17 protein-coding genes are annotated in these 26465 nt (G+C 68.1%); 10 read left to right on the top strand and 7 right to left on the bottom strand.

The window, feature by feature from the left end; translation table 11 throughout:
• Nucleotides 1–24: 24 nt before the first annotated feature.
• From asnB (O7617_RS32850) to O7617_RS32825, 6 genes are read left to right on the top strand one after another with little or no spacing between them, the layout of a single operon-like run.
• Nucleotides 25–1869, top strand: a complete 1845-nt coding sequence (gene asnB, locus O7617_RS32850) for an asparagine synthase (glutamine-hydrolyzing) (protein ID WP_282260511.1) — start codon at nucleotides 25–27, stop codon at nucleotides 1867–1869.
• Complete coding sequence (locus tag O7617_RS32845; RefSeq protein WP_282260510.1) at nucleotides 1869–5783, top strand: amino acid adenylation domain-containing protein; 3915 nt, start codon at nucleotides 1869–1871, stop codon at nucleotides 5781–5783. Before asnB (O7617_RS32850) ends, O7617_RS32845 begins: the two co-directional genes overlap by 1 nt.
• Entirely contained in the window at nucleotides 5780–7048 is a 1269-nt protein-coding gene (locus O7617_RS32840; RefSeq protein WP_282260509.1) for an MFS transporter, read from the top strand. Before O7617_RS32845 ends, O7617_RS32840 begins: the two co-directional genes overlap by 4 nt.
• Nucleotides 7045–8565, top strand: coding sequence for an amino acid adenylation domain-containing protein (locus O7617_RS32835; protein WP_282260508.1), 1521 nt, complete (start codon nucleotides 7045–7047; stop codon nucleotides 8563–8565). Before O7617_RS32840 ends, O7617_RS32835 begins: the two co-directional genes overlap by 4 nt.
• Nucleotides 8549–10717, top strand: a complete 2169-nt coding sequence (locus tag O7617_RS32830) for a condensation domain-containing protein (RefSeq protein WP_282260507.1) — start codon at nucleotides 8549–8551, stop codon at nucleotides 10715–10717. The genes O7617_RS32835 and O7617_RS32830 overlap by 17 nt, the downstream gene beginning before the upstream one ends.
• A 26-nt stretch (nucleotides 10718–10743) precedes the next feature.
• Nucleotides 10744–11580, top strand: a complete 837-nt coding sequence (locus O7617_RS32825; protein ID WP_282260506.1) for an aspartyl/asparaginyl beta-hydroxylase domain-containing protein — start codon at nucleotides 10744–10746, stop codon at nucleotides 11578–11580.
• A gap of 107 nt (nucleotides 11581–11687) precedes the next feature.
• Here the strand turns inward: O7617_RS32825 and O7617_RS32820 are convergent, their stop codons facing one another.
• Complete coding sequence (locus O7617_RS32820; RefSeq protein WP_282260505.1) at nucleotides 11688–13421, bottom strand: fatty acyl-AMP ligase; 1734 nt, start codon at nucleotides 13419–13421, stop codon at nucleotides 11688–11690.
• A gap of 195 nt (nucleotides 13422–13616) precedes the next feature.
• Here O7617_RS32820 and O7617_RS32815 point away from each other — a divergent pair, with 195 nt between their 5' ends.
• Nucleotides 13617–15224 carry a methylmalonyl-CoA mutase family protein gene (locus tag O7617_RS32815; RefSeq protein WP_282260504.1) on the top strand — a complete coding sequence of 536 codons (1608 nt, stop codon included), beginning with the start codon at nucleotides 13617–13619 and terminating at the stop codon, nucleotides 15222–15224.
• On the opposite strand, the gene O7617_RS32810 is transcribed toward O7617_RS32815, so the two are convergent.
• Nucleotides 15194–16195, bottom strand: coding sequence for a helix-turn-helix transcriptional regulator (locus tag O7617_RS32810; protein ID WP_282264934.1), 1002 nt, complete (start codon nucleotides 16193–16195; stop codon nucleotides 15194–15196). The genes O7617_RS32815 and O7617_RS32810 overlap by 31 nt on opposite strands.
• A 52-nt stretch (nucleotides 16196–16247) precedes the next feature.
• Here O7617_RS32810 and O7617_RS32805 point away from each other — a divergent pair, with 52 nt between their 5' ends.
• From O7617_RS32805 to asnB (O7617_RS32795), 3 genes are all read left to right on the top strand, one after another.
• Nucleotides 16248–16667 (top strand): hypothetical protein, encoded by a 420-nt coding sequence (locus O7617_RS32805; RefSeq protein ID WP_282260503.1) that lies wholly within the window; start codon nucleotides 16248–16250, stop codon nucleotides 16665–16667.
• A gap of 44 nt (nucleotides 16668–16711) precedes the next feature.
• On the top strand, nucleotides 16712–18031 hold the full coding sequence (ccrA, locus tag O7617_RS32800) for a crotonyl-CoA carboxylase/reductase (protein ID WP_282260502.1): 1320 nt from the start codon (nucleotides 16712–16714) through the stop codon (nucleotides 18029–18031).
• A 144-nt stretch (nucleotides 18032–18175) separates the two neighbouring features.
• Nucleotides 18176–20011 carry an asparagine synthase (glutamine-hydrolyzing) gene (gene asnB / locus O7617_RS32795; RefSeq protein WP_282260501.1) on the top strand — a complete coding sequence of 612 codons (1836 nt, stop codon included), beginning with the start codon at nucleotides 18176–18178 and terminating at the stop codon, nucleotides 20009–20011.
• Between the two features lie 11 nt (nucleotides 20012–20022).
• Here asnB (O7617_RS32795) and O7617_RS32790 read toward each other — a convergent pair whose 3' ends face one another.
• From O7617_RS32790 to purB, 5 genes are all read right to left on the bottom strand, one after another.
• Nucleotides 20023–21561 (bottom strand): glutamine synthetase family protein, encoded by a 1539-nt coding sequence (locus O7617_RS32790; protein ID WP_282260499.1) that lies wholly within the window; start codon nucleotides 21559–21561, stop codon nucleotides 20023–20025.
• A 13-nt stretch (nucleotides 21562–21574) separates the two neighbouring features.
• On the bottom strand, nucleotides 21575–22975 hold the full coding sequence (locus O7617_RS32785; RefSeq protein WP_282260498.1) for an amidase family protein: 1401 nt from the start codon (nucleotides 22973–22975) through the stop codon (nucleotides 21575–21577).
• Nucleotides 22968–24461: a hypothetical protein gene (locus tag O7617_RS32780; RefSeq protein WP_282260497.1), complete on the bottom strand. Its 1494-nt coding sequence runs from the start codon at nucleotides 24459–24461 to the stop codon at nucleotides 22968–22970. The genes O7617_RS32785 and O7617_RS32780 overlap by 8 nt, the downstream gene beginning before the upstream one ends.
• 242 nt (nucleotides 24462–24703) lie before the next feature.
• Entirely contained in the window at nucleotides 24704–25114 is a 411-nt protein-coding gene (locus O7617_RS32775; RefSeq protein WP_282260496.1) for a GNAT family N-acetyltransferase, read from the bottom strand.
• On the bottom strand, nucleotides 25101–26408 hold the full coding sequence (gene purB / locus O7617_RS32770; protein WP_282260495.1) for an adenylosuccinate lyase: 1308 nt from the start codon (nucleotides 26406–26408) through the stop codon (nucleotides 25101–25103). Before purB ends, O7617_RS32775 begins: the two co-directional genes overlap by 14 nt.
• Nucleotides 26409–26465: the final 57 nt, after the last annotated feature.

Here is a 26465-nt window from a genome sequence, read left to right as displayed (position 1 = left end):
ATCACACGGGGGAGTTCTAGATCAATGTGCGGCATCGCAGGCATCTGCAACTTCACGCGCGATCTGTCCCAGGAACATGATCTGGCCGATCGCATGGGCAAGACGCTCGAACACCGTGGGCCGGACTCGGACGGTTTGTGGCTGCGCGACCACGTCTTCCTGGCCTTTCAGCGGCGCGCCGTGATCGATATCGCGGGCGGCGGGCAGCCGATGATCGCGTACGAGGACGGGCGAACTCAGTGCGTACTCGCCTACACCGGTGAGATCTTCAACTTCGTTGCGCTGCGTGACGAGCTCCGGGCGCGTGGGCACCGGTTCGAGACCCAGAGCGATACCGAGGTCGTCCTGCGCTCCTACCAGGAGTGGGGGCCCGCATGCGCGGAGCGCCTCCGCGGCATGTTCGCCTTCGCGGTATGGGACGACATCACTGAGAAACTCGTCCTCATCAGGGACCGATTCGGCATCTACCCGCTGTTCTACAGCACCACGCACGACGGCGAGTTCGTGTTCGGGTCCGAGACGAAGGCCATCTTCGCCAGCGGACTGGTCGATCCGGTCGTGGACGCGGACGGCATGGCGGAGGTGCTCGGATTCACCCCCACGCCCGGCAGGTCGCCCTTCCGCGACGTTCGGGAGGTCGCTCCCGGCGAGGTGGTCTGTTTCAGTCGTCAGGGCCTGAAGGTGACCCGCTACTGGGATGTGCCGGTGCGGGAGCACACCGACGATGAGCAGACGACCGTCGAACGGGTGAAGGAGATCCTCGCAGACACCGTAGCGCGACAACTGGTCTCCGACGTGCCGTTGTGCTCGCTGCTCTCTGGTGGTCTGGACTCCAGCATCATCACCGCGCTCGCCAGCCGTGGCGGCTCACCAACCGGCCGGGCGCTCAAGACCGTGTCCATGGAATACGCCTACCATCTGGCCTCGTTCCGGCCGGATGAGGTGCACGCCGACCCTGACTCGACACACGCCAAGCGGGTGGCGGAGCTGCTCGGCACCGACCACACCGAGTTCCTGCTGACCGCTGCGGATCTGGCGCTGGAGGATCGGCAGCGGGCCGTCGTGCACGCCATGGAGCGCCCGGTCGTCGGGCTCGACATGTATACCTCCCTGTTCGACCTGTCGACCAAGATCCGACCCATGGCGACGGTGACGCTGGCCGGCGACGGCGCCGATGAACTGTTCGGTGGCTACATCTGGTTTCATGACGCCTACTACAGCAGCGGTGACAGCTTCCCCTGGCTGGTCGCCTCACAGGGCACCGAGATGTTGAGCGGCCTGCTGGATCGCGACCTCGTCGGCAAGCTCCATCTCGACGAGTACACCCGCGACCGGTATGTGGACGCGCTGCGGGAGACACCGCTGTCCGGTGCCGAGTCGCCGCAGGAGAAGCGTATGCGGCAGCTCACCTACCTGGCTCTGACGCGGTATCTGCGAGTCGTCCTGGACCGCCGGGACCGTTTGGGCGGAGCGGTCGCCGCGCTCGAGGGGCGGGTGCCCTTCGTGGACCACGAGCTGGTCGAGTACGTCTACAGCGTGCCGTGGTCGCACAAGAGCGAGAACGGCGAGAGTAAGACCCTGCTGCGCCGCGCCGCAGCGGGCTTGTTGCCGCCGTCGGCTCTACAGCGACCCAAGTCGCCCTATCCGGTGGCGCAGGACCCGGCCTACCGCGCCCGCCTGACACAGCAGCTCGCCGCCCTCGCGGACGGCGGTAGCCCGGTGCTGCCGCTGCTCGATGCCGATCGGCTGAAGGCGGTACTCCACGAGCCGTCCGGCGGACTGCGTCTCGGGGTCACACGGACCAGCATTGAGGCTGTCATCCAGCTCCACTACTGGCTCACGGACGCGAACGTCACCATCGCGGTGTGATGGGCGTCCAGTCGACCGGGCACTGGGTGCCCGCCAGCGCCACGCAGCGCGGCATGTTCGTACTCAACGCGCTCGCCGCCGGTCATGCCTACAACGTGCCGACGGTGCTGCTACTCCGTGGTGACCTGAAGATCGATCGCCTCCGGTGGTGCGCGACGACTCTGGCCGGTCGGCACTGCTTGTTGCGCACCACTCTGCACGAACGGGATGGCGAGGTGTGGCAGCGCATCGGCGACAGGGCCGAGGCCGCGCAGGCCTACGAGTTCGTCGAGGAGTCCGGCGCCGATCCTGTGGACCGTGCGATCCGGCACGCCAAGCGACGCTTCGACCTTGCTGCCGGGCCGCTGTGGCGCATCGTGATCGTCCACGATCCCTCCGACCCGACCCGGCACGCCCTGGGAGTCACCTTCCACCACGCGATCGTGGACGAGGTGTCCGCGCAGATCTTCGGCGCGGAGCTGTCGGCTCTCTATGAGGACCCGGGCAGCCGGCTGCCGGAGCAGGTTCCCTCGTACGCCGAGTACGCCCTGGAGGAGGCGGCCGGCGGGGAGCACGCGGCCGAGCGCGGTTTCTGGCGCCGGCAACTGCGCGAAGCCTCGCCGTTGGAGCTGCCGTATCAGCAGGTCAACAGGGCGGCCATCGATCCGTTCACGGGCGCTCAACATGTGTTTCACCTGGACGGCGCGGCCGCTGAGAGCCTGCAGCGGGCCGCGACACGTCATCGAACGACGCCGTTCGTCATCGCCTGCAGCGCGTTCGGGCTGGCTCTGAGCCGCGCCTGCTCGACCGGTGACGTGCTGATCGGCAGCCCGGTAACGGCACGCCCGGAGAAGTACGCACAGACCTTGGGGATCTTCTCCAACACCGTGCCGATCCGGTTCCGCCACGAGGCGAGGGACAGCGTTGCGGATGTCCTGGCCAGGACTCGCCGGACGGTCTTCGCCGCGCTCGAGAACGCTGCTCTCCCCTTGGACCAGATTCTGTCGGTTGCCCGCCTCTCGCAACTGCCGACAGCGGTTCCCGCTCTGCAGGTCGCGATGTTCTACAACCGCACGGAGTTCAGCGGGGACTGGCGGTTCAGCGGGCTCAGCGCTCGACCGGCCGAGTTCGGCTGGGACGCCACCGGCTTCGACCTGTCACTCAACGTGGCCCGGCAGGGCCACGGTTATCGATGCGACCTGACCTACAACCCGCTGCTCCTGGAGGCCACTCCGATCCGCACGCTCGCTGGGCTCTTCCGGCGGGCGCTTGCCCACCTGTGCTCGGCCGGGGCCGGCGACCTCGCCGAGGCCCCGCACAGGGACTCCGACGTCACCCCGGAAAGGCAGGCCGCCGTACCCGCGCCGGTCGAGTCCGGTCGCTCGTCTCTCGCTACCGTGCCGGCCCGGTTCGGAGACCTCGTCGAGAGGTTCCCCGAGCGCACGGCGGTGGAGACCCGCACGTCCGCGGTGACGTATGCCGAATTCCACCGGTTGGCCCGTGCTCGGGCGGCCACGCTGCGCGGCGCCGGTGCCGGCCCCGGCGCCGTGGTCGGGGTCTGTCTGCAACGGGATGTAGAGCTTCCGCTCGCAGTCATGGCGATCTGGCTGAGCGGCGCCGCGGCGCTGTTGCTGGAGCCTGCGGAGCCGCCGCGGCGCCGGGCGGAGTTGCTGGCCCGTGCCGGCGCGCAGTTCCTGGTGCAGGACGGCCCCACCGTTGCGGCGGAGGTTGCCGCCACCGGTGTCCGGCTCGTCGACCTTCGGGACGGTCCCACGGCACCCGGGCGGCTGCCGGCCCAGAAACTCGACGACGCCGCGATGGTGATCTTCACTTCGGGTAGCTCCGGTGCCCCGAAGGGAGTGGTGCTCACTCACGCGAACCTGGCGGATCATGTCGAGCACCAGCTCGGCCCGCTGCTCCGGATGCACGACGCGGGCCGCCCGCACCGCGTCGCCGGGGTCGCGGCAGTGTCGTTCGACATCTTCCTGAGTCATCTGCTCGCCAGCTTCGCGCTTGGCAACACGCTCGTCCTGCTCTCGGACCAACAGCGCGGCTCGCCCTCGGCTCTAGTGGAACTCAACGAGGACCCGGCGACGGCCCTGACCTTCTACGAGACCACGCCACGCCTCATGGCGGTGTTGGTCGAAGCCGGCCTGCTCGGCAGCGCGGTGCCTCCCTCACTCGTCGTCATCGGCGGGGAGGTCCCGTCCCGGACGTTGTGGGACAGCCTGGCGGCGTCGAGCGTGCCGGCCTACAACACCTACGGCCCGACCGAGTGCACCATCGACTGCACCATCGGATCCGTACGCGAGCTGGCCACACCGTCCACCATCGGCAGGGCGTACGGCCGTAACCGGATATATCTGCTCAACCGGGCCGGGCTGCCTGTGCCGCCCGGCTTCATCGGTGAGATCTGCGTCAGCGGACCGGGTGTCGCGGACGGATACCTGGAGGCCGACCCCGCCGACGCGCAGCGGTTCCGAACCCTACCGTTCGCCCCCGGGCAACGCGCCTATCTGACCGGGGACCTGGCTCGCCGCCAGGACGGTGGGGCGCTCGAGTTCCTCGGGCGCCGGGACGACCAGGTCAAGATCCGCGGATACCGGATCGAACTGGGCGAGGTGGAGGCGGCCCTCGAAGCGCACCCTCTGGTCCACAGCGCCTCGGTCGTGGTCCTGGACGGCGTGAGCCTGGCCGCGCTGCTGGTGCCCGAGGGGCCCCAGCCGGAGACGGATGAGGCTACTCTGCTCGACATCGTCGCCGAGCGGTTGCCCGCGTTCATGGTGCCGAAGTGGATCCGGTGGGCCACCGACTTACCGCAGCTGCCGAGCGGGAAGGCCGACCGCTCGGCGGTGGCTTCGATGCTGCGACTGCGGCTCGCCGAAGACGGCACGCCACCCGCCACGATGGCCCCGCTGACCGCGGAGGAGCAGACGGTCGCCGACTGTATGCGCGGGGTGCTCGGAGACCGGCACATCAACGCTGCCACCGACTTCTTCGACAGCGGCGGAAACTCCATACTGGCGCTGACGTTGCTGGTCCGTCTCGAACAGGCGACCGGGGTACGGCTGCCCCTGGCGCACCTGATCCGGCATCCCACACCAGCGGGTGTCGCTCGACTGCTGCGGGACGCGGCCGTCGCCGAGCCGGGAACCCCGACGCTGCTGCGTTCCGGGGACCCGCGTCAGCCGGCCGTGCTCCTGGTCGCGCCCCCGACCGGAACGATGCTCGCGTACCGCGACCTCGTCGCCGCACTGCCCGCCGGCGGAAGCGTCTTCGGGCTCCCCTGGCCCGCTGGTCCGGCGACTCCGACGCTGAACGACGCTCTCCGGCTGGTTGCGGGCCACCTGCTCGAGACCGTCGCCGCGCCGGGGTGGACGGTGGTCGGCTGGTCGCTGGCGTGTGCGGGCGCGCACACACTCGCCAGGCTCCTCCACGCCGGCGATGAGCGCAGCGTCTCCCTCGTGCTGCTCGACGGACGAGCGCTCGACTCCGCGGATCGCCAGCACCTCTCCGAACTCCGACGGAGAGCGGTGAGCGCCGGTGAGCTGGCGCACTCGATCGGCCCGGAACCGCGGATGGGCGAGTTGCTCGGCTCGCTCGGTGTCGGTCCGGCGGTCATCGAGACCATCGAACCGGACGAGGTACGGCGAATGCTGCCGGTCTGGGCGCAAGGGCTGCAACAGCTCGCGTCACACGACCTGGGCCATCATCACGGTCCTGCGTTGCTGCTCTGCGCCGAGGATGCCGGCCCAGGCGGGCTCTCGGCCGCCGAGATGGCGCAGACTTGGCGGGCCAGAACACCAGCGGTGGTCGCCATGACGACCCCGGGTGACCACTTCAGCATGCTCAAAGGCGAATTGGCGCAGCGTACGGCGAGCCGGATATCGGAGTGGCTGGTCCAGGTGACGGCCGGGGGAGTAGCCGCGCGATGACGGAGAAGACGAAGGTCGCCGTACCGGGCCGGCATTCCGTGTGGGCCCTCGGGGCCAGCCTCTCCTTCTTCGGCGACGAGATGCTCGTCCTGGTCTTCGCCATCTGGATCGAGAAGCTCACCGGCTCGATCACGTCAGCGGGCATGGTCTTCTTCGCCTACCTGGTGCCCGCTCTGCTCGCGCCGGCGACCGGGTTGCTGGCCGACCGCCGCAGCCGAACCTGGTTGCTGATCCTGAGCGACATCCTGAAAACGGCCTGCATCCCGCTGGTCCTGCTGGTCCACGGCGCCGACGACGTGTACATCCTCTACGCCATCATCATCGTGATCGGCATCTGCGGATGCCTGCAGGGCGCTGCTGCCAGCGCCTTGCTGGTAAACACCATCGCCTCGGACAAACTCGCCCGGGTGAACTCGATGTTCCGGGCCGGACGAAACGTCGCACTCTTCGCCGCCCCGGCCGTCGGTGCCGTGCTGTACCAGCAGTCGGGCATCGCCCTGGCCGGCGCTGTCGCTGCGGCGTGCTACCTCGGGTCGGCGGCGGCGGTGGCGGAGTTGCGCCACCTCGAGACGCCGCCGAGTCCGAGCGGTGACAGATTCATCCCGGAACTGACCGCCGGCGTGACCTACCTACGGGCCAATCGACCGGTCGGGCGCATCGTCGTACTGGTCAGTGTGGTCCTGCTCATCGTCGGTGGTATCGACCCCGTCCTGCTCGACGTCGCCAAGGACAGCTTCGGCAGCGCCGCTTCGGTCGGTTGGCTGTTCAGCGCCAGCGGGATCGGGTCGGTGCTGGGTGGGTTCGCGTGCGTACATCTGAGTTCACGGACGACGTCACTCAGGTTGCTGCGTGGAGGCCTGCTCGTCGTCGGGGTGGGCAACCTGTGCCTGATCTTCGGCGAACGTATCGTGGCCCTCCTCGGCTGCGTGGTCATGGGCGCGGGCTTCCCGGCAGTGCTGGTCGGCTTCTACACCATCCTGCAGACCGGTAGCCGCAACGAGGTACAGGGGCGGGTCTTCGCGGCGGCGGACACGCTGCGCACGGCCGCGCAGGCAGCCTCCGTCGCTCTGGTGGCATTCCTCGTCACGCGAGTGCCGTACCAGGCCGTTCTGATCGGCATGGCCATCGCAGCCGCGGCCGGGGCGATCGTGCTCTCTGCCGGCCGGGCACCGAAAGACGAAGGGCAGACATCGATGATGACGAGACCGGGTCCGGGCGTCGAGGGCGACGGCGCGGCGCCGGCACCGGCCGGAGGCGGCGCATGAGCCTGGTGTCGAAAATCCTGCAGTCGTGCCGTGACCACGCGGCACAGCCCGCCGTGATCGACGGCGACGAGGTACACACCTACCGCGACCTGGAGCAGATGTCCGCTCGGGTCGCCGCGGGACTGCAGAACGTGGGATGCCGGGCCGGCGACATCGTCGCCGTCGAGATGCCGCGTTCCTTCGAGTTGTACGCGAGCATCCTCGGCGTCTGGCGGGCCGCATGCGGGGCGAACGCGATCGCGCCGTCGGGTCCGCCGGACCGGCGCCGTCTCGTGCTCACGCAGTCCGCGACGAGGGTCGTGCTGGTCCGACCCGACGACGTCCCGCAGTCCGCGCCCGTCGCGGATGTCCGTTATCTGTCGACTGAGGACCTGCAGGAGGGTGGCCACCTCCCGCGCGATGTCGACGGTGCCAACTCCTACGTCGTCGCCACCTCGGGCTCGACCGGGCAGCCCAAGTGCGTCGTCCTCGGGCCCGCCGCTCTCGACGGCCTGGCGGTCTGGCATGCCGACACCTGGAAGCACGACGTCGCGCCGAGGACGCTGGCGTTGGCATCGGTCGGCTTCGACGTGTGCTTTCAGGAGATGGCGGCCACCCTCACGGTCGGCGCGGCCCTCGTCGTGGTGGACGACCAGACCCGTCGGGACTCGTTCGCTCTGCTCAGGCTGATTGAGAAGCATGAGGTGGTCCGGGCTTTCATGACGGTCGCCTCGCTGCAGATGTTGGCGATCGCGGCCGACGCCGTCGGCGGACCACCCGCCTGCCTGCGGGAGATCGTGCCGTCGGGTGAGCGCCTGGTGCTCAACGACGAGGTCCGCGAACTCTGCGCGGTGCACGGCATTGTGCTGGTCAATCAGTACGGGCCCAGCGAGACGCATGTCGTCACCGAATACCGCCTCGATGGGCCGCCGGCCGGCTGGCCGGTGTATCCGCCCCTGGGCACTGCGGTGGGGGAGGCTGACCTGCTCGCTCTTGACGGCGACATCGTTCGGCCGTTGAACGAGGGGGAGGAGACTGAGCTTGTCATCTCCGGGCCCATGGTCGGGCACGGCTATCGCGGCGACCCCGAACTGACCTCGGCGAAGTTCCGCGAGTATCAGCACGAGGACGGCAGCCGCCGCCGGTGTTACCGCAGCGGCGACACGGTGCGGCTGGAGGACGGCCTGCTGCACTTCACCGGACGAGTCGACGAACAGCTCAAGATACGCGGTTACCGGGTGGAACCCGGTGAGGTGGAAGCCGTGCTGTTGCGGGTGCCCGGTATCCGGCAGGTGGCCGTGCTCGGTGTACGGACGCACGGCACGCTCGGCCTGGTCGCGGTCGTCACCGAGAAGAAACCCGGCGCCGTCACCCGTAGCGCCCTGGCCGCAGCCCTCACTGACACACTGCCCGACTACATGCATCCGCGCCGGTTCCTGCGGTTGAGCGAATTGCCCATGAACACCAACGGCAAGGTGGCCCGGAGGACTCTGACGGAACTGGTCGAATCCGGCGGCGGCAGTGACGTCGACGCCTGAACCAGGTCTCGCGCTCACTCCCGCCCAGGAGGCGATCTTCGCGGAGCAGCAGGTGCATCACCAAACCGTGCACGGCGGCTTCCTGGCGGTCACGATGCGGGGCCCGGTCGAGCCGGACGAGGTGGAGCAGGCCTGCCGTCGGGTATGCGCGCGGCACCCGGCGCTGCGATCTGTGGTGGTGTGGGGTGATCGGCCCAGCTGGGCACCCCCGACCGCCGACCTGCCCCCGATCGCGGTCGCCGATCTTCCCTGTGCCCCCGGCGACGAACGCGAATCCGCGGTGCGCTGGTACGTGGCCCACGGCAGCACCGCGGCGTGGGACCTGGAGAAGGAGGTGGCGATCCGGTTCACCCTCCTGCGCCACGGCGGGCAGAGGTTCACCCTGGTCGTGGGCGTACACCACATCGCCTTCGACGGCCGATCCAAGTTCGTCTTCGCACGTGACTTCAACGAGGCTCTCGGCCGGGTAAGAGCGGGCGAGGCCGCGCCGCCACCGGTGCTGGAAGTGCACCGCGGCGTCGAGCCCGCACCGGTCGATCGCACCCTGAACAGCTATTGGCGTCGTGCCGCGATATCGTCCCTGCCGGAGCTGCTCCTGCCGGACGCGGCACCGGCTGTTGGCCATCGAGTGGGTAGCACCGGCCGCTACGACGTCGCACTGACCGACATCGAGCAGTGGCGGGACCTGGCGCCCGGCTCGAAGCCGACCCGCTTCACCTGCCTGCTGGCCATTCTCGTACGGCAGCTGCACGAGTACGGCAACCGGAATTTCGTGCTCGCGGTCCACACCGACACCAGCAGCCCGGCGAGCCGCGGTGACATCGGATTACAAGTGAACACGGTGCCGGTACACGTACGGCTGCCGCGGCGACTGAGCCCTCGACAGGCCGTCGCCCGAGCCGTCACTCTCGCCGAGCACGTCCGCCGCTACCGCCATGTGCCGTTCTCCTGGCTCGGCCGCGCCCTCAAGACCGTGGACGGACCGGTCGCCGTGGGCAGCGCGCTGACCTGGCTGTCATTGTCCTACACCCGGCCGCCGGTAAGTCTGCCGGCCGTACCGGACATCGATCTCACCTGGGACTTCTTCGCTCCGAACTCGTCACGGTCGTTCGACCTCGTGCTGCAGTTCCGCGATGAGGGTGACGCCCTCTACGGCCGACTGGACTACAACGACGGCGTCCTCTCGCCAGCGGGCGCGGACCGGTTCATGCGGGCCTTCCGCGCCGGGTCGGCTCCGGGCCGTCGGCACGTCGGCCGGCCCGGGGTGCCGCCAGCCGTCCCGTCCCGCGGCTGGTCGACGGCGGAGCCGGACCGTGTTCTCAGCCTGTCCTGCGACGGGCTCGCACCCGCCACACGGCAGCACGATCGGGCGGTCGCACAGCTGCGGGCCGCCAGGGAGATCAGCCCTGCGGTGAGCTGGTGGCTGCAGGTCGAGACGAACGATGGTGACCGAGATGCCCGGGCGGCTCTCGGCCGACACGTCCGCACGTTGCGGAGCAGCACCGGGGCGCCCGGAGTGGTGTGGAGCGATCCGCACACCTGCGGCGGTCTCACGACGGTGCCGGCCGAAGGATCCGTGCTCGTGCTGCCGTTCGCTGCGTCCGGGGCCAACGCCATGATCAACGACCTGATGGCCGCAGGCTGGGCGGTCCTGCTCGCCTACGACCTCGGACCGGATCGTCGGGCCACCGCCTACCTGCGATGGGGATCCGAGCGAGAGCATCGGCTGATCGTGCCGACCGGGCACTGGCGGGTGCAGGCGCCGGACGGTGGCCCGTGCCCACTGTTCGTGGTCGGTGAGATCACCTGGCGGCCGGTTCCGGATGCGGACTGGCGGAGTACGGGGTTCCTGGGCCGTCAGGTCTCCACCGACGAGCTGCGCGTCACCGGTCTGGTAGCACGCCGGGTGCGGTACGCCCACCGCGCCCTACATCTGGAACACGTCGAAAGGGTGGCGCTCGGTTCGCCCGCAGTCTCCGCAGCGCATGCCGTCGTCACCGACGAATGGGGGGATAGGAGCCCAGGCCCACATGTCATCGTCAACTGTGAATTCCATCATCCCCCGGAGGTGCGCGAGCTCAGGGAAATCCGGCGGGCGACTCTTGCCGCGATGCCGCGCAGCTGGTCGCCTCCGAAAATTGTCACGGTTTGATGCCCTCAAGCCAAAGAGGTAGAGAAATGAGTAGTAACCACGCCGCACTGCTGAACCAGATCTCGCGCCTCGGGCCGCTGGACCGCGACCTCTTGGTCGCCGTTGCCGACGAGGTCCGTGGAATCAGAACCGGATGGGCGGCCAATTACGGTGACTATCAGTCCGGTGGCTGGTACACGCTATCCCTGATCAACCCGAGCGGACAATCCGAAGATGTCACGATCCACGACGGACACGGGGTGCCCACCGAAATCTTGGAAGGCATGCCGAACACGAGGGCTCTGCTGGCGTCCCTGCCCCTGGACATCATGTGGGTCCGGCTCGCCCGGCTGGAGGCGGGCGCCTATCTATGGGAGCACCGCGACTACGGTGAACTCTCCGAGGTGGACCACTTCCGCCTGCACGTACCCCTGGTGACGAACCCGTCGGCGGTGCTGGCCATCGACGGCCACACCATCAACATGCAGGTCGGCGACCTGTGGCGGCTGGCCCCGGTCTTCCGGCACGGCGTATGCAACGTCACCGGTCCTGAACGTATCCACATCGTCATCGACTGTTACGAGACCGAGGAGTTGTCGAAAATCCTCGCTGCCGGCCATCTGCTGCCCGACGACGTCAAACCGCTGCCGCCGCTGGAGCCCATGGCGCTGAAGCGGGAGTTGGCGATCGCGTCGGAGCTGCTGGCCGGCGGTTTCGCCGAGCAGGCCGAAGAGCACCTGCTGAAGCTCTTCTTCCGCTTCGACACCGACGACGCACAGGGCTACCACCTCATCACACAGATGTACGCGCAGGCTGGCGACGCCAAGAAGGCCGACGAGTGGCGCGAGCGCCGGGCCGTCCTGATGGGCGAGGGCGTGGAGTAGCTCTCGTCGTGCCGGCCTCCGGTACGGCGGCGCGTTCGCCACCACATCGGAGACCGGCCCGTGGTGTGGTCGGTGCGGCCGCTCGCGCACCGCCTCGGCCGGGCCGTTCACGGCGCCGGCAGCGACGGCAGAGCCCCGGTGAGGTACAGCTCGCGAGAGCGTCGGCGTTGCACCTTGCCACTCGACGTCTTCGGGATCCTGCCCCGCCGAACCAGTCTCACCTCGTCGGGCTGGATGCCACAGGCGTCGTGCACCCGGCTCGCGATTCTCGTGGTCAGTTCGGCTGCCGGAATCCGGCGCAGCAGCCGCCCGTCGACCTCGACGACGAGGATGAGCTCCTCGTACTCCTGCCTGTCCACCGAGAAGGCCGCGGCACAGGACGGGCGTAGCGCCGCATCGGCGGACTCTGCGGCCAGTTCGAGATCCTGGGCGTAGTAGTTGCGGCCTGACCGGACGATCACGTCCTTCCAGCGGCCCGTCACGTACAACTCACCGTCCTGCAAGAAGCCGAGATCGCCGGTACGCAGATACTCGCCGCCTCTTTCCGCGTCGGCCAGTCGCGCCCGGAACGTCTCGACGGACTCGGCCGGGCGTCGCCAGTAGCCGCGCGCCACGCAATCGCTCTGCACCCAGATCTCACCCACCGTGGCGGGTGGGCATTCGCGGCGGGTGACGGGATCGACGATCAGGATCACCGAGGAGCCCTGCGGGGAGCCGCAACTCGTGAGGTGTACGACGCCGGGATCCGACGGCGGGCAGGGCGTCACCCGTCCGACACCGAGCTCGGCACCGGCCAGATGCAGCGCCTTCGGAGCTTCCCCCGGTCTGCTGCCGGTGAGTTTCAAGGTGTTCTCGGCCAGGCCGTACGCGGGTGACATGGTGCCTGGGTCGAACCCACGCGACGCGAACGCCTCGGCGAACCGGGTGACGGTTCTCCACCGCACCGGTTCCGCACCGTTGACCGCGACCCGCCAGGAGCTCAGGTCGACCTCGGCTTTGGCGGCGTCCAGCAGGCACAGTTCGTAGGCGAAGTTGGGAGCTGCCGCATGGGTTCCGCCGAACTTCTCGATCGCTTCGAGCCAGCGAGCCGGGCGCCGGATGAACGCCTCCGGCGCCATCAGCACCGCCGGAATGCCACTGCTGATCGGCATCACGAAATTGAAGAGCAGTCCCATATCGTGGAAGCTCGGCAACCAGCTGACCACCGTACCGCCGTCCGTCGGCCAGACCTCCTCGATCTCCGCCGCGTTCGCCCGGAAGTTCCGGTGGCTCACCATGACGCCCTTCGGCGTGCCAGTGGAGCCGGACGTGTATTGCAGCAGCGCGATGTCGTCGGGCCCGACCGCCGGCAACTGCGGCGTGCCGGCGGGCTGCGGCAGGCCGTCGGTGGCGATCCACACCAGTTCGTCGAAGCCCGGCTCGGCACCGTAGCGTTCGGTGAGCCCAGCGTGCACGTCGGCGGTGGTGAGCACGACGGCGCTACCGGCGTCGGACGCCACGGCGCGGACCCGTTCCCAACCGACCCGGCTGTGCGGCACCTTGACCGGTGCGGCCAGCAGACCGGCGTACATGCAGCCGAGCAGGGCGCGGTGGAACTGGAGCCCGGCCTCGTAAAGCAGCACCACCGGACTGCCGACCGGGATGTCGGTGGCCAGCCGTGCGGCGAGGAGCGCCGCGGCCTCATGCAGCTGCCGGAAGGTCAGCCGGTCACATTCCACCTCGCCGTCCCGCAGAAAAACGTACGCCGAGTCGTCGGGCTGCTCCTGCGCCCTGGCCTGAACAGTGGCAACGAGTGTGCCCAGCGCCGCCACCGCATTCGAGCTGTCAACGACGACACCCATAGACGCGAAATCCCCTCTGTCGACCGACCGTCGATCCCTTGAAATGTATTCCCGTGATAGACGCCAAGCGATCGTTCGAATATTAGCCACCGGGGCTCAGGAGGGCGCAAGGGTAGATCACCGCGACGTGGGCCATGGACGTGGACCCGGCCACCTTCCTCCAGCCCGACCGTTACGACGTCCATAAAGACCCATTTGTGCGGCATTTCAGGTTTTCTTTCACCCTCGGCTTTGCGCCAACACGAAATGCGAGTCCCGATCGCCCTGCGCGCCCGAAGTCATGCATGCGAAAGTGAAGACGCGAGTCAGCTGGAGGAGAGCATGGGAAAACCGGGGGATTATCCCTTCGATGCCGGCATCCACCCGACTGGTTACACCACCAAGTTGTGGACCATGCGGCAATTGGCGGGGCTGCGCAGCGCCGAGAGCACCAACACCCGCTTCAAGTACCTGCGGGAAATGGGCGAGACCGGCTTGTCCCTGGCATTCGACCTGCCCACTCAACTCGGCCTCGACCCGGACGATCCGCTCGCCGACGGCGAGGTGGGCCGCACGGGTGTCTCCATCGTCACCGTGGACGACTTGGCCGGTGTCTTCGCGGACATCCCCCTGGATCAGGTGTCGGTCTCGATGACCATCAACGCCACCGCTCCGATGCTGCTCGCCATGTGGGCGGTGGTAGCGGAGGAGTCCGGTGTCGAGCCGAAGGCGCTACGCGGCACACTCCAGAACGAGATGCTCAAGGAGTTCCTGGCCCGCAAGGCGTACATCTTCGATCTGGACACCAGCATGCGCTACTCGCTGGACGTCATGGAGTACTGCATCCGCAACCTGCCGGGGATCAACCCGGTATCCATCTCCGGCGGCCATGCCCGGGAGGCCGGCGCCTCGCGCAGTCTGGAGATCGCCTGCGGTATCGCCGACGCCGAGGAATTCCTGGCCGGGCTGTTGAGCAGGGGTCTGAACCCGGACGAGATCGCCCGCACGTTCAGCTTCATCTTCGGCACACACATGGAGGTGCTGGCCGAGGCTGCCAAGTTCCGCGTCGCCCGATCGATCTACGCCCAGCGCCTGCGTACCCGCTGGGGTGTCACCGAGCAACGCGCTCTGAAGATGCGCATCCAGGTCAACACCTTCGGCTCCGCCCTGGCCCACCAGGAGCCCCTGAACAACGTCGTACGGTCGACGCTGCAGGCGGTGGCCGCGGTGTTGGGCGGGGTGCAGTCGCTACACATCTGTGGGTTCGACGAGGCTTACCAGACACCGGGCGAACTCGCCGCCCGCATCGCCATGCGCACCCATCAGATCCTGGCCGAGGAAACCGACCTGGCCCGGCACGTCGACCCACTCGGCGGCTCGGACGTGATCGAGTCGATCGTGGCGGAACTGACCGATGAGGTCGAGGACTGGCTGCGGCGGATCGAGGAGCGCGGGGGGATGGTGGCGTGTGTACGGAGCGGGTGGCTGGAGAGCGAGATCGAAGATCTTGCCTTCCGCACCCCCGGTCCGACCGTGGGCGTGTCCAACACGATTCGGACCGTCACCGAGGACGTCCTGGTCCGCAACGAAAGGCACGAGCCGTCCGAGCCCATGCGGCGTGTGGTTCCTCGGGCGAAGGCCGACGCCGAACTCGGCCGGCTGCATGCTGACGCCGCAGCGGGGCGGAACATCATGCCGGCCCTGATCGAAGCCGCGCGGGCACGGGCCACCATCGGGCAGATGCGAGCGGCGCTGACGCTCGAGCCTCCCGGCCGAGCCTCGGTGACCGGGCCTCACACCAGCCCGTCACGTCCGATCAGATAGCCGGCGTGCAGACGGTTACGCGCCCCCAGCTTGGTCATGATCTGCGACATGTGCCGCTGGTAGGAACGCAACGACATGCCCAACCGCTGAGCGATGACACGGTCCTCCAGGCCCTCGGCCAGAAGCCGCAGGATGGTGGACTTGATGTCGTCGGAAGTCCGCGCCACGTCGTCCCTATTGGAACGGATCGGCAGGGCGGTGGCGTCGCTCCATGCCTGGTCGAACGTCCGGCGGACGAAGGCGACCATGCTCGGCTCCCGGACCAACAGCATGCCGGCCGGGTTGTCACGAAGACCGATCAACGCCGCCTGGTCGTCGAATACCAGCATGGCGCTCATGCCCTCGCTGCAGGTTCGGACCTCGGAGCCGCCGTGCTGCAACTGTGTCAGGTGGTAACCGGTCGACGCCTCGAACCGGGCGGTGTGGTGGTACAGGGCCCGCACCGCGACGCCGCGCTCCAGGAGCTTGTCTGCCATCGCCTGATGGTCCCGGATCGTCTTCTCCGGCTGGACGCTGCCCGGTTGGGCGATCATCACCTCCCGGGTGGTACGTGAGGCCTGCGACAGCAACATGCGACTCACCGCCTGCTCGTCGGCGAGCACCTCGACTACCTGCCGGCTCTCCCGGCTGGCCGCACTCGCTTCGTAGACCGAGGCGAGCGTGTCGAGGTCGGAACGGATCCGGTCGACAACCCGTTGACCCGCATTGATCACTTGTGCTGCGGCATCGAGCAGTTGCGATCGGGCGGTGTCCGGAGGAACGACGGTGAGGTGTGAGGACGTCGGGGACAGCGGACGCATCAACTGCAGGGCGCAGAGCCGCTCGACAGAACTTTGGGCCTCCTCAGTCGTCATCCCGGTCTCGACGCACAGCTCCTCGAGACCGACGGCGGACCGCTCGGCGGCCAGCGCATAGACCCGCGCGTCCTGAGGAGACAGTCGTGGCAGCCCCTGCAGGGCGGCGATCACCATTTCCTCCAACTTCACTCCCTCGTATCGACGCCTGGCGGAACTATGAAACACCATGAGCCTGGTGCATCCGATGATCAGGGTGCAGGGTGGACAATGCGAGCGGATTGCTGAGGATCAGCGGCAGAGTCCGTTCGTAACGGGGATCTGGCATCGACACCGCTGCACGGCGTCGCTCGTCTGCGGCGTGAGCGTCGGCACCCATGACCCCGGCACGCCGGTGGGGAAGCCGGCGCTGCAACGCCACAGCGGAAGGACACGGCGCGGAATGGCATCGGCGGGGAATCACCGCGGCATCGGGATGCCGACGGCCCCCGCCCGGCGGAATCCCTTCCGGGCGGTCGCCTCGACTACGGCAACGTTCTTGGTGGCCGTGCGTTGCTCGCAGTCGCACCCCGCAAGCGAGCACCGCCTTGATGCCGGCGATGACGAATCGGGCCGCAAGCCTGCCATCGACGGACACCCCAGCAGCTGACACAGATGTCCGGACATCCGGATTTCACGGGAGGAGTGGACCGAATGGATTCCCTTGCCGCAGCGGTCGTCGCCGGCGCGCCGGCCGAGGAGCTCGAGCGCCTGCCCGTCCCGGGGAACTATCCGGCGGCGCACCTGCGCGTCGAGGACTCCGAGATGTTCAAGGAGACGGCTGACAAGGACGTCCGCAAGTCCATCCGGATCGGGGAGGTACCGATGCCGGAGTTGGCCCCGGACGAGGTCCTGATCGCCGTGATGGCAAGCGGCATCAACTACAACACGGTCTGGTCGGCGATGTTCACGCCGATCTCCACCTTCGCCTTCCTGCGGAGCTTCGGCAGGCAGGGCGGCTGGGCTGCCCGGCACGACCAGCCGTACCACGTGCTCGGCTCGGACGCCGCGGGTGTCATCGTGCGCGTGGGCTCGGGGGTGAGACACTGGCGGATCGGTGACCATGTGCTGGTCTCGGCGCCGTACGTGGACGACCAGGACCCGCTGACTCACATGGACGGCATGCTCGGCATCGACCAACGTGCCTGGGGATTCGAGACCAACTTCGGCGGGCTGGCACACTATGCCGTCGCCCGTACCAACCAACTGCTGGCCAAGCCGGCGGCACTCACCTGGGAGGAAGCCGCCGCGACTCCGCTGTGCGCCGCCACCGCCTACCGCATGCTGGTCGGTGAGCGGGGCGCCCGGATGAAGCAGGGCGATCTGGTCCTGGTCTGGGGTGCCACCGGCGGGCTCGGCTCGTACGCGGTGCAATTCGTCCGCAACGGCGGCGGTGTCCCCATCGGGGTCGTGAGCAGCGAGGAAAAGGCCGCCAAGCTGCGCAAGCTGGGATGCGATCTGGTGATCAACCGGCACGACATCGGTCTGGTCGGCAGCGATCTGCCCGATCCCGCGGACGTCGGTAAGAAGCTGGGGAAGATCATCCGGGCCACGTACGGCGAGGATCCGCACATCGTCTTCGAACATACCGGCCGCGCCACCTTCGGCGTCTCCGTATTCGCCGTCCGTCGTGGCGGCAGCGTGGTCACCTGCGGCTCGACGACCGGTTACCAGCACGAGTTCGACAATCGCTACCTGTGGATGCGGCTCAAGCGGGTGATCGGCAGCCACGGCGCCAACTACCAGGAGGCGTGGGAGACGAACCGGCTGATCAGTCAGGGGCGGATCAGGACCGCCCTCTCGGTCAGCTACCGGATGGAGGAAACCGCCGAGGCGGCCCGGCTGGTGCAGGAGAACAAGCACGTGGGCAAGGTCGGCGTGTTGTGCCTGGCGCCCAGCGCGGGCCTGGGGGTCACGGATCCGGAGCTTCGCGCCCAGATCGACGACGTGGCGCCGTACGTCGGCCTGCAGTAGCTCTCGCGCCACATCGGATATTTGTGGACATCGCTCGAATGAACTGCCAGACTTCGATCGATGCCTCTTTCTGATGCAAATCCTGTAGTGCGGCTCTGGATGAGGCATGCAGTTTCCGGCCGTCGGACAGGAAGGAGCCCGTGAGTGTGCGGAATAGCGGGAACTGTCTCCTTCACCCGAGGTGCCGGTGACCACCACGTCCTGGGACAGCCCATTTCCTGCACCGTGCACCGCAGCGAACCCGGCTCACGGCGGAGCTGGTCGGCCCGGCATGCCCGAATCACGGCCACCGGGGTCACTGCCGTCGACCTGGTCGACGGCTTACACCAGTCGCTGACGGTCGACCAGGCGGCGATCGGCACGACGGTCCTGGCCGGTACCGGCACGCTGTTCAATGCCGCCGAGCTTCGTCGGCAGCTCTCCGCCCGGGGCCACTCCTTCGACGGCGCCGGGTGCGCTGAGGTCGTGCTGCGGGCCTACCAGCAATGGGGTACGGCCTGCGCCGAGCGGCTGCGCGGCATGTTCGCCCTCGCGATCTGGGATGCCAAGCGTGAGCAGTTGATCCTGGTTCGGGACCGGTTCGGGATCGAGCCGCTGTACTACACCGACACCGGCGACGGGTTCGCGTTCGACTCCACACCCAACGGGCTGTTCGCCGGCGGACTGGTCCGGCCGGTCGTCGACCAGGACGGCTTGCGCGAGCTCTTCGGCTTCACCCCCACGCCCGGCATGAGTGTGTTCAAAGGCGTCCGGGAGGTTCTGCCCGGCGAGATCGTGACGTACGGGCGTGACGGTCTCGCCCGCCGGCGTTACTGGACCATCTCGGCCCGTCTCCACACCGACGATCCGGAGACCACCACCGCCCGAGTGCGGCAGATCCTCCAGGACTCGGTACGTCGCCAGGTCGCACCCGGTGTGCCGTTGTGCACCATGCTCTCCGGCGGCCTCGACTCCAGCGCGATCTCGGCGCTGGCGAGCCACGGGATGCCGGGCACGCCCCTGCACACGTTCTCGCTCGAGTACACCCATCACCTGAAGCACTTTCGGCCCGACGAGCTGCACGACTCGCTGGACAGCCCGTACGTGGCGCAGATGGTCGCCTTCCTCGGCAGCGAACACGACGAGCTCCGGCTCGACGCGAGCGACCTCGTAGATCCCGCACAGCACCTCAGCGTCGTGCGGGCGATGGGCCAGCCGGTGGTGGGCCTCGACATGTACGTCGCCTTTCAACGGCTGGCCCAGCGGATCGGCGACATCACCGCACCGGTCTTGGCGGGAGACGGCGCGGACGAGCTCTTCGGCGGCTACATCTGGTTCCAGGACCCGTGGTACGTCAAGACGGCGACTTTCCCCTGGCTCGGCGCCTTCCACCGGATGGAGATGGTGTCCGGGCTCGTCGACCGCACGCTGATGAAGGAACTCGACGTCCCGGAGTACATCAGCGTCCGGTACGAGGAGGCGCTGCGGGAGGTTCCGCTGACCGGCGAGGAGGACGCCACCGAGCGCCGGATGCGTGAGCTGACCTACCTCAACCTCACGCGTTACCTGCGCATCGTGTTGGACCGGCGGGATCGGCTGGGTCACGTCGGCATGGTGCAGGCAAGGGTTCCCTTCGTCGACCACGAGCTGGTCGACTACGTGTACAGCGTGCCGTGGGCGCAGAAGAATTCCGGCGGCCAGGAGAAGTACCTCCTGCGCGCCGCCGTCCGAGAACTGCTGCCGGGAAGCATCCTGCAGCGTAAGAAATCGCCCTTCCCGACCACGCAGGATCCGGTCTACCGGCTCGGTGTACGAGCCCGGCTGCAGGCCATCGTGGAGTCGGGTTCCCCGGTCGTCGACCTGCTCGACCCGGCCCGGGTACGGTCGGTGCTCACCGATCCGTCCTTCGGACTGAGCACCGGCGTCAACCGCATGAGCATCGAGATGGCTCTGCAGCTTCACCACTGGATCGCCGATTGCGGCGTGACCCTCGACGTGTGAACGGTCGACGCTCAGAAGTGGGCGAAGTATTCGCGCTGTTCCCATTCGGTGGCCTGGTTGCTCGCCACCGGCTCATGGTTCGCCACCCATTCGCCGTACCGCTGGATCTCACTACGCTTGAGCGCCAGGAACGCCGTCAGCAGGTGCTCGCCGAGCACCGTGTGATAGAGCGGATCGGCCTCCAGCGCGGCCAGCGCGTCGGCCAGGCTCGTCGGTAGACGGCCGGCCATCGGATCGTGCGGGTTCTGGGTCGCTTCGCCCGGATCGAGCTTGCGGTCGATTCCGTCCAGCCCGGCGGCCAGCTGCGCGGCCAGGTACAGATACGGGTTCGCCGACGGCTCGCCGACCCGATTCTCGAGGTGCGTCGAGGCCGCTCCCGCCGAGCCCAGCACACGGATCAGCGCCCCACGGTTCTCCGGCGCCCACGAGGTGCGGTCCGGGGAGAGCGAGAAGGCGTCGTCGAGCCGCCGGTACCCGTTGATCGTCGGCACCGCCAGAGCCGTTGCCGCCGGGGCATGCGCCAGTAGACCGGCCAGGTAATGCTCGCCCAGCGGCGACAGCAGCCGGTCCGGCTCGTTGGCGGCGAAGATGTTGCCACCGGCGTTCACGTCGAACAGCGACTGATGCAGATGCCACCCACTGGCATCGAAGCCGTCCAGAGCCGGCAGCGCCATGAACGAGGCGTGGTAGCCCAGATCCGCGCAGATCTGCTTGGTCATGCCCCGTAGTAGCAGGATGGCATCGGCGGCGGCCAGTCCACTCATCGGGCTGAACGTGAATTCCAGCTGTCCGGGCCCGGACTCGTGCTCGATCGTCCGTAGCGGGAGCCCGGCCTGCTCCAAGGCCCGCGCCAGCGGGCCGATCACCGGCAGCAGGTCGTCCAGGTAGGCATCCGAGTTGAACTGGTACCCCGGGTTGACCGCCTCGACCGTCGGCGCACTGCCCTGCACTCCGAATCCACCCACACTGTCGACGTCGCGGCTGGTATACCGGGTCAGGTACCACTCCACCTCCAGCCCGACGACGAAGTCCAACCCGGAGTCGGCGAGCCGATCGGTCAGCCGGCGTAGGACGGCACGGCTGGAGAGCGGGTGTGGCTTGCCGCTACGCAGGTATTCGTCACCGATGACCCAGCCGACCCGAGTCTCGCCACGTTGCAGGATGCGGAAGGTGCGGGCGTCGGGGACCACGACGAAATCCCCGGCTCCGGTGAGTTCCGGCAGACCGATACCACCGCCGTCGGCGAAGAAGTCGATCGCGACGGCATGCCCGGTATCGAAGACGAAAGGGCCCGGACTCATATCCATGCCGTTGCGCATCACGGTACGGAAAGCCGCCGGGGTGAGCGTCTTGGAGCGGACCAGACCGTGCGGATCACCGAACACCACACGGATCAGGTCGATGCTGTCCAGTAGCGACAGCAGTTTGTCGGCCGCCTCCTGCTGCGCCTCGCTGAACAGGCCGTGTTCTTCGATGAAATCCACGCTACCGGTGCTGAACGCGGCGTAACGGGCCGCACCGCCGTAGTCGATGATCTTCGAGGCGCTCATAGTCGCTATCTCCTTAGTATCCGCCGGCCAAGTCGTCGTACATGTCGCGCCACGGCTGCAACTGCTCCAGGTGCCCCGCGATACGCAGCACCGACTCGTCCGCCCGCCAACGGCCGACCAATTGCAGGCCGACCGGGCAGCCCTCGGCCGTGCGTCCGACCGGAACCGAAATCGCCGGCTGGCCGGTGAGGTTGGCGGGATAGGTCGCCGGAGTCCAGGCCAGCCACGGGGCCGGCCCTTTAACCGGGGTGTCCGTGGGCTGGTCCAGCGCCACCGGGAACGGTTGACCGGGCACTGTCGGCGTGGCGAGCACGTCGTAATCGGCCATCCACCGCAACACCCGGCCGGTGTAGTCACCGCGCAGCCGTATCGCTTCAGCATGGTCCGTGCCGGGGATTCCGCGGCCGTACTCGATGATGGGTCGTCGGCCCGGGTCGATCAGCGTGTCGGCTGCCTCGTCGTGACCTGCCGCGTCGGCGACGGCGAGGATGGTGGCCAGTATGGGATAGGGGTCCTCGAACGGCCAGTCGGTCTCGACGACCTCATGACCCGCCGCGGCGAGAGCGGCCACGGCAGCCGCGCACGCCTTCTCCACCTGCGGATCAGGTGCCGGGGCGCCGAGGGTGCGGACCCAGGCGATGCGCAGCGGGGCGGTCCCGGCCTCCGCCTGTTCGACGGGCAGCGACCAGGGATCAAGGCGATCCGGCCCCGCCATCGTCCGGTACATCAGTGCTGCGTCCGCCACCGTACGAGTCAGCGGTCCGGCATGGGACAGCAGTTCGGCGCTGGCCGGGACGTATGGGATCCGGCCGAACGACGGCTTGAAGCCGACCACGCCGCAGAACGAGGCGGGGATGCGAATCGATCCCGCTCCGTCGGTGCCGACCGAGCCCACCCCGAATCCCGCCGCCACCGCAGCGCCGGCGCCGGCACTCGAACCGCCCGGAGTGCGGTCCCGCACCCACGGATTTCGCGTACGCCCGACGACCCGGTTGCCGCTTGCTCCGCTCCATCCGAACTCGGAGGTGTTCGTCTTGCCGACGATGACGGCGCCGGCCTCCCGCAGTCGTCGCACCAGCGGCGGGTCGAAGTCCGGCACCCAGTCGCGATGCAGCAACGAGCCACGAGTGGTCCGTAGCCCCCGGGTGGGGATGAGGTCCTTGATCGAGATCGCCATCCCGAGCAGGGGCAGCCGCCTGAAGGCAGCCGGACCCTCTGTCCTCAGCGTCTGCTCCGCCAGACGGGCGGCGAGTAGGGCACCGTCCCGGTCGACCGTCACGAACGCACCGATCGCCAGATCCGTCTCCGCGATTCGGCCGAGCACGTCGGTGACGTATTCGACCGGGGAGACGGCCTTCCGTCCGAACAGGCCGCGCAGAGCCGTGATGTCGGCGTAGACCACATCGTCAGCCATAGAATCGGCGGTACCAGTCGTTGCCGAAGTCCGAGATCAGCGGCGGATCGGCCGCCATCGCCTGGTGCAACTCACCAAGCAGCCGCCCTACCGCGACCGCTGAGCGCAGATCCTCCGTCCGGTAGGCCGGACCATCGGTGCGCATCAACCGCAGATCGAAGAGGCCGGGACGGTAGCCACCGTCGAAGTGGATGCCGATCGGCACCCGGATCGCGTATCGGACGCCGAACATGACATGGCCGGTGTGATGTTGATCCGACCACTCCGTGACGTCCGGCATGGTGGGAGCGAAGAACCAGTCGTCGCGCGTCCGTCCGGTCAGGCCGAACGTGTGCGGCAGGTAGTGCCACGTGTTGTAACGCATCCGGCTGCTGTAGGCCGAGAGCGCTCGGACCAGCTGGTCGCGGTCGTCGGCGAAGCGCCGGTCGAACGCCTCACTCGGCGTCACGCAGCAGTAGAACTCGCTCGTGCCCATTTTCAGCTGCACGTCCGCTGGGGCGGCGGTCCGAGACAACGCGGCGAGGGCGCGCGGGCCGCGGCCCATCGACACGTCCGATGCGGTGCCGTTAGCCACCGCGGTCAGCAACTGGTGCAGGAAATCCTCGAAGGGAGTGGTGAAGTCCTTGACCGCCGGTGCCAGGCGGAAGCCGGCCACGATGGCGCGAAGGGCCTCGCCCGCCGGTCCGAAATCCTTCTCGACCGGTCGGCCGAGAAGGTCGGCCAGAACGGCATGCACCGCCGGCGGCACCTCGGCGTAGGTGATCGGCTCGAGCAGGACGTGTTCCCGTTTGTGCAGCGTCAGGCCGTTGATCGTGCGGTAGAACAATGCCCCGCCGTCGGCGAGTTCATGGCGGAGACGCGAGCAATGCTCGGCCAGCGTGTTGAGGCGGCTCAGTCGGTCGAGGTGGCCCAGGTCCGGGGCCAGCCCGCCGTACGCCTCGATGCGTTCCATCAGGAACGTCTCGACGCGATCCGGAGTGAGCTGGACGCCGTTGAACTCTTCCACGCGTACCGCGGGACCGGAGCGCAGCAGTGCCGACAGGCAGGCGACGAAGACCGCATCCTCCGCCGCCCACTCGGGGACGGGCGTGTCACGCAGGACGTTCAGTAGCGAGGTGGGCGAATTCACCCGGATCGACTTGCCCGGCAGGTTGGAGTAGGCGCCGAGGTTGCTGTACGTGCGGTTGAGCACATAGAACAGCACGGGGGCCATGTGGATCAGTGAGTAACCGATCCGGGTCAGCTCCTCGTGGACCTCCGCCGCCGGCCGGGCAGTCATCGCCCGCGCGATGTCGGTGGAGATCTGGCGTTCCAGATCACGTGCCATCTGCCAGACCCGGTCCGCCTCGGCCATCGCCTTCGGGAACCGGATGCCGCCCAGGATGTCGTCACCCGCCAGGGGCTCCGCCTGCGGCGGCACCACCCGGGCCCGTCCGGTGGCGGTGAGCGCCAGCCGGTATCCGTCACCGTCCGCCTCGTCGAGCACGGCGCCGGCGCCGGTCGCCAGAACCAGCAGGCACTGCTCGGCCAGGGTGAGCGAGGCGGTTCCGATCTCGTCCGGCACCCGGCCGTCGAGCGCCTGGGCGATGCGTACGGCATCGTTCACCGTCGTGCACCCCCGCGCTCGTTCGGCCGCCTCGGCGACCAGCGCCGCGAATCCGTCGGTGCGAAGCGTCATCATGTACGAGCCCCCGCTCAGTCTCAGGTCGTCGGAGCGACGTGACCGGGTTACGATTCGGCGATCGGGTCGAGCACCCAGGCCGAGTTGTGCTGCTTGAACCCCACGCGGGGGTAATATCCGGTGGCGGCTGGCGCTGACAGGAGAACGATCTTGGCGGCGGGCGCCGCCTCCTGAGTGGCGCGGATCAGGTCCTTGCCCACGCCCTGCCGCTGGAAGCGACGGTCCACCGCGATGTCGCAGAGGTACGTCGCGTAGGACCAGTCGGTCAGGCTGCGGCTGATGCCGATCAACTGGTCGTCCTGATAGGCGACCGCGATCAGGTTGGCGTTTCTCAGCATCGCGGTGAACCGCTCCCGGTCGCCGACAGGCCGCCGCTCGGCCAGGGTGGAGGCGACATACAGGGCCGCGACCTCTTCGGTGTCCAGTTTGGTGCCGTCGATGATCTCAGTGCGCCACATCTAGCTCGGACTCCTCAATCAAAGTGTTCAAGCGCTGTCGGAGATGTTCGCGATTGGTCAGGAACCGCTCCGGTCGAAAACCGGATGCCACCACCTCGACGCCGGCTTCCTTCAGGGCGTGAGTGAACTGCTGCCCGTTCGCCGACGCCTGCTTGGCAGCGGACTGAGCCAAACGGTGGGCGACCTCCCGATCGGTACCGGCGGTCACCATGTCCCGATAGGCCAGCGAGCTGTAGATGAGCCCACGGGTCGTGCCGATGTTCTCCCGCATCCGCTCGGTGTCGACCCGCGCTTGCTCGATCAGACCGGCAGCGGTGGACATCTGGAAGTGGGCCACCGTCAGGCTGTCCGGCAGGATCACCCGCTCGGTCGACTGGTGCGTCAGGTCACGCTCGTGCCACAACGCGACGTCCTCGAGGGCGGCGGCCGAGTTGGCCCGCAGCAGCCGCGCCAGGCCGACCAGCCGTTCGCTCGTGGATGGATTGCGCTTGTGCGGCATGGCAGAGGATCCCTGATAGGCAACCGTCCGAGGCTCCTCCACCTCTGCCACCTCGGTGCGCTGCAACAGGCGGAACTCCAGTCCGATCTGTTCGACGACGGCGCCACCGACCGCTATCGCCGACAACAGCTCCGCGTGTCGGTCCCTGGCGACGACCTGCGACGGGATCGGCTCCACCGTAAGGCCCAAGGCTCCGCACACGTGTGCCTCGACGGCGGGCGGAAGATCCGCGTACGTGCCCACCGGGCCGGAGACGGTGCCGACCGCTACCGATGTCCGGGCCGCCGCGAGCCGCCGCAGGCTGCGCTGCACGGCGAACGCGAACAGTGCCATCTTCTGGCCCCAGGTTGTCGGCTCGGCATGCACACCGTGCGTGCGTCCGATGCAGATCGTGTCCCAGTGCTGCACTGCCTGACCGGCCAGCGCGGTGAGTAACCGGCGCCCTTCGATCAGCAAGAGATCGCAGGACGCGGCAAGGGTGTGACCGAGCCCGGTGTCCACCACGTCATAACTGGTCAGACCGTGGTGCACCCAGCGCGCGGTGCCGGCCGGCATGGCCTCGGTGTAGGCGGCGAGGAAGGCGAGGATCTCGTGGTCGCGCAGCTTCTCGTTGCGCCGGACCGCTTCCACGGCCGGGGCCGGGGTTGATCGGATGACCTCGAAGGCCTCGGCCGGAATCATCCCCGATCGCGCCTGCGCCTCCGCGACCAAACTCTCTATACGAGCCCATAGAGCATATTTCGTCTCGTCGCTCCAGAGCCGCACCATCGCTGGCAGAGAATAGCGCTCAATCACGGCAGGACTCCACTGATTACGACATTCTCAGCTGAAGACGGTTGCGCACTCTTACTG

Source organism: Micromonospora sp. WMMD1155, assembly GCF_029581275.1.
Taxonomy (GTDB): Bacteria; Actinomycetota; Actinomycetes; order Mycobacteriales; family Micromonosporaceae; genus Micromonospora.
This window is presented reverse-complemented; position numbering and strand designations above follow the sequence as displayed.

Coding starts and splice junctions, on each gene's coding strand:
- asnB (WP_282260511.1), top strand. CDS start 25: ATGTGCGGCATCGCAGGCATCTGCAACTTCACGCGCGATCTGTCCCAG.
- O7617_RS32840 (WP_282260509.1), top strand. CDS start 5,780: ATGACGGAGAAGACGAAGGTCGCCGTACCGGGCCGGCATTCCGTGTGG.
- ccrA (WP_282260502.1), top strand. CDS start 16,712: ATGGATTCCCTTGCCGCAGCGGTCGTCGCCGGCGCGCCGGCCGAGGAG.
- O7617_RS32825 (WP_282260506.1), top strand. CDS start 10,744: ATGAGTAGTAACCACGCCGCACTGCTGAACCAGATCTCGCGCCTCGGG.
- O7617_RS32790 (WP_282260499.1), bottom strand. CDS start 21,561: ATGAGCGCCTCGAAGATCATCGACTACGGCGGTGCGGCCCGTTACGCC.
- O7617_RS32820 (WP_282260505.1), bottom strand. CDS start 13,421: ATGGGTGTCGTCGTTGACAGCTCGAATGCGGTGGCGGCGCTGGGCACA.
- O7617_RS32845 (WP_282260510.1), top strand. CDS start 1,869: ATGGGCGTCCAGTCGACCGGGCACTGGGTGCCCGCCAGCGCCACGCAG.
- O7617_RS32775 (WP_282260496.1), bottom strand. CDS start 25,114: ATGTGGCGCACTGAGATCATCGACGGCACCAAACTGGACACCGAAGAG.
- O7617_RS32805 (WP_282260503.1), top strand. CDS start 16,248: ATGAGCCTGGTGCATCCGATGATCAGGGTGCAGGGTGGACAATGCGAG.
- O7617_RS32785 (WP_282260498.1), bottom strand. CDS start 22,975: ATGGCTGACGATGTGGTCTACGCCGACATCACGGCTCTGCGCGGCCTG.
- O7617_RS32835 (WP_282260508.1), top strand. CDS start 7,045: ATGAGCCTGGTGTCGAAAATCCTGCAGTCGTGCCGTGACCACGCGGCA.
- O7617_RS32810 (WP_282264934.1), bottom strand. CDS start 16,195: ATGGTGATCGCCGCCCTGCAGGGGCTGCCACGACTGTCTCCTCAGGAC.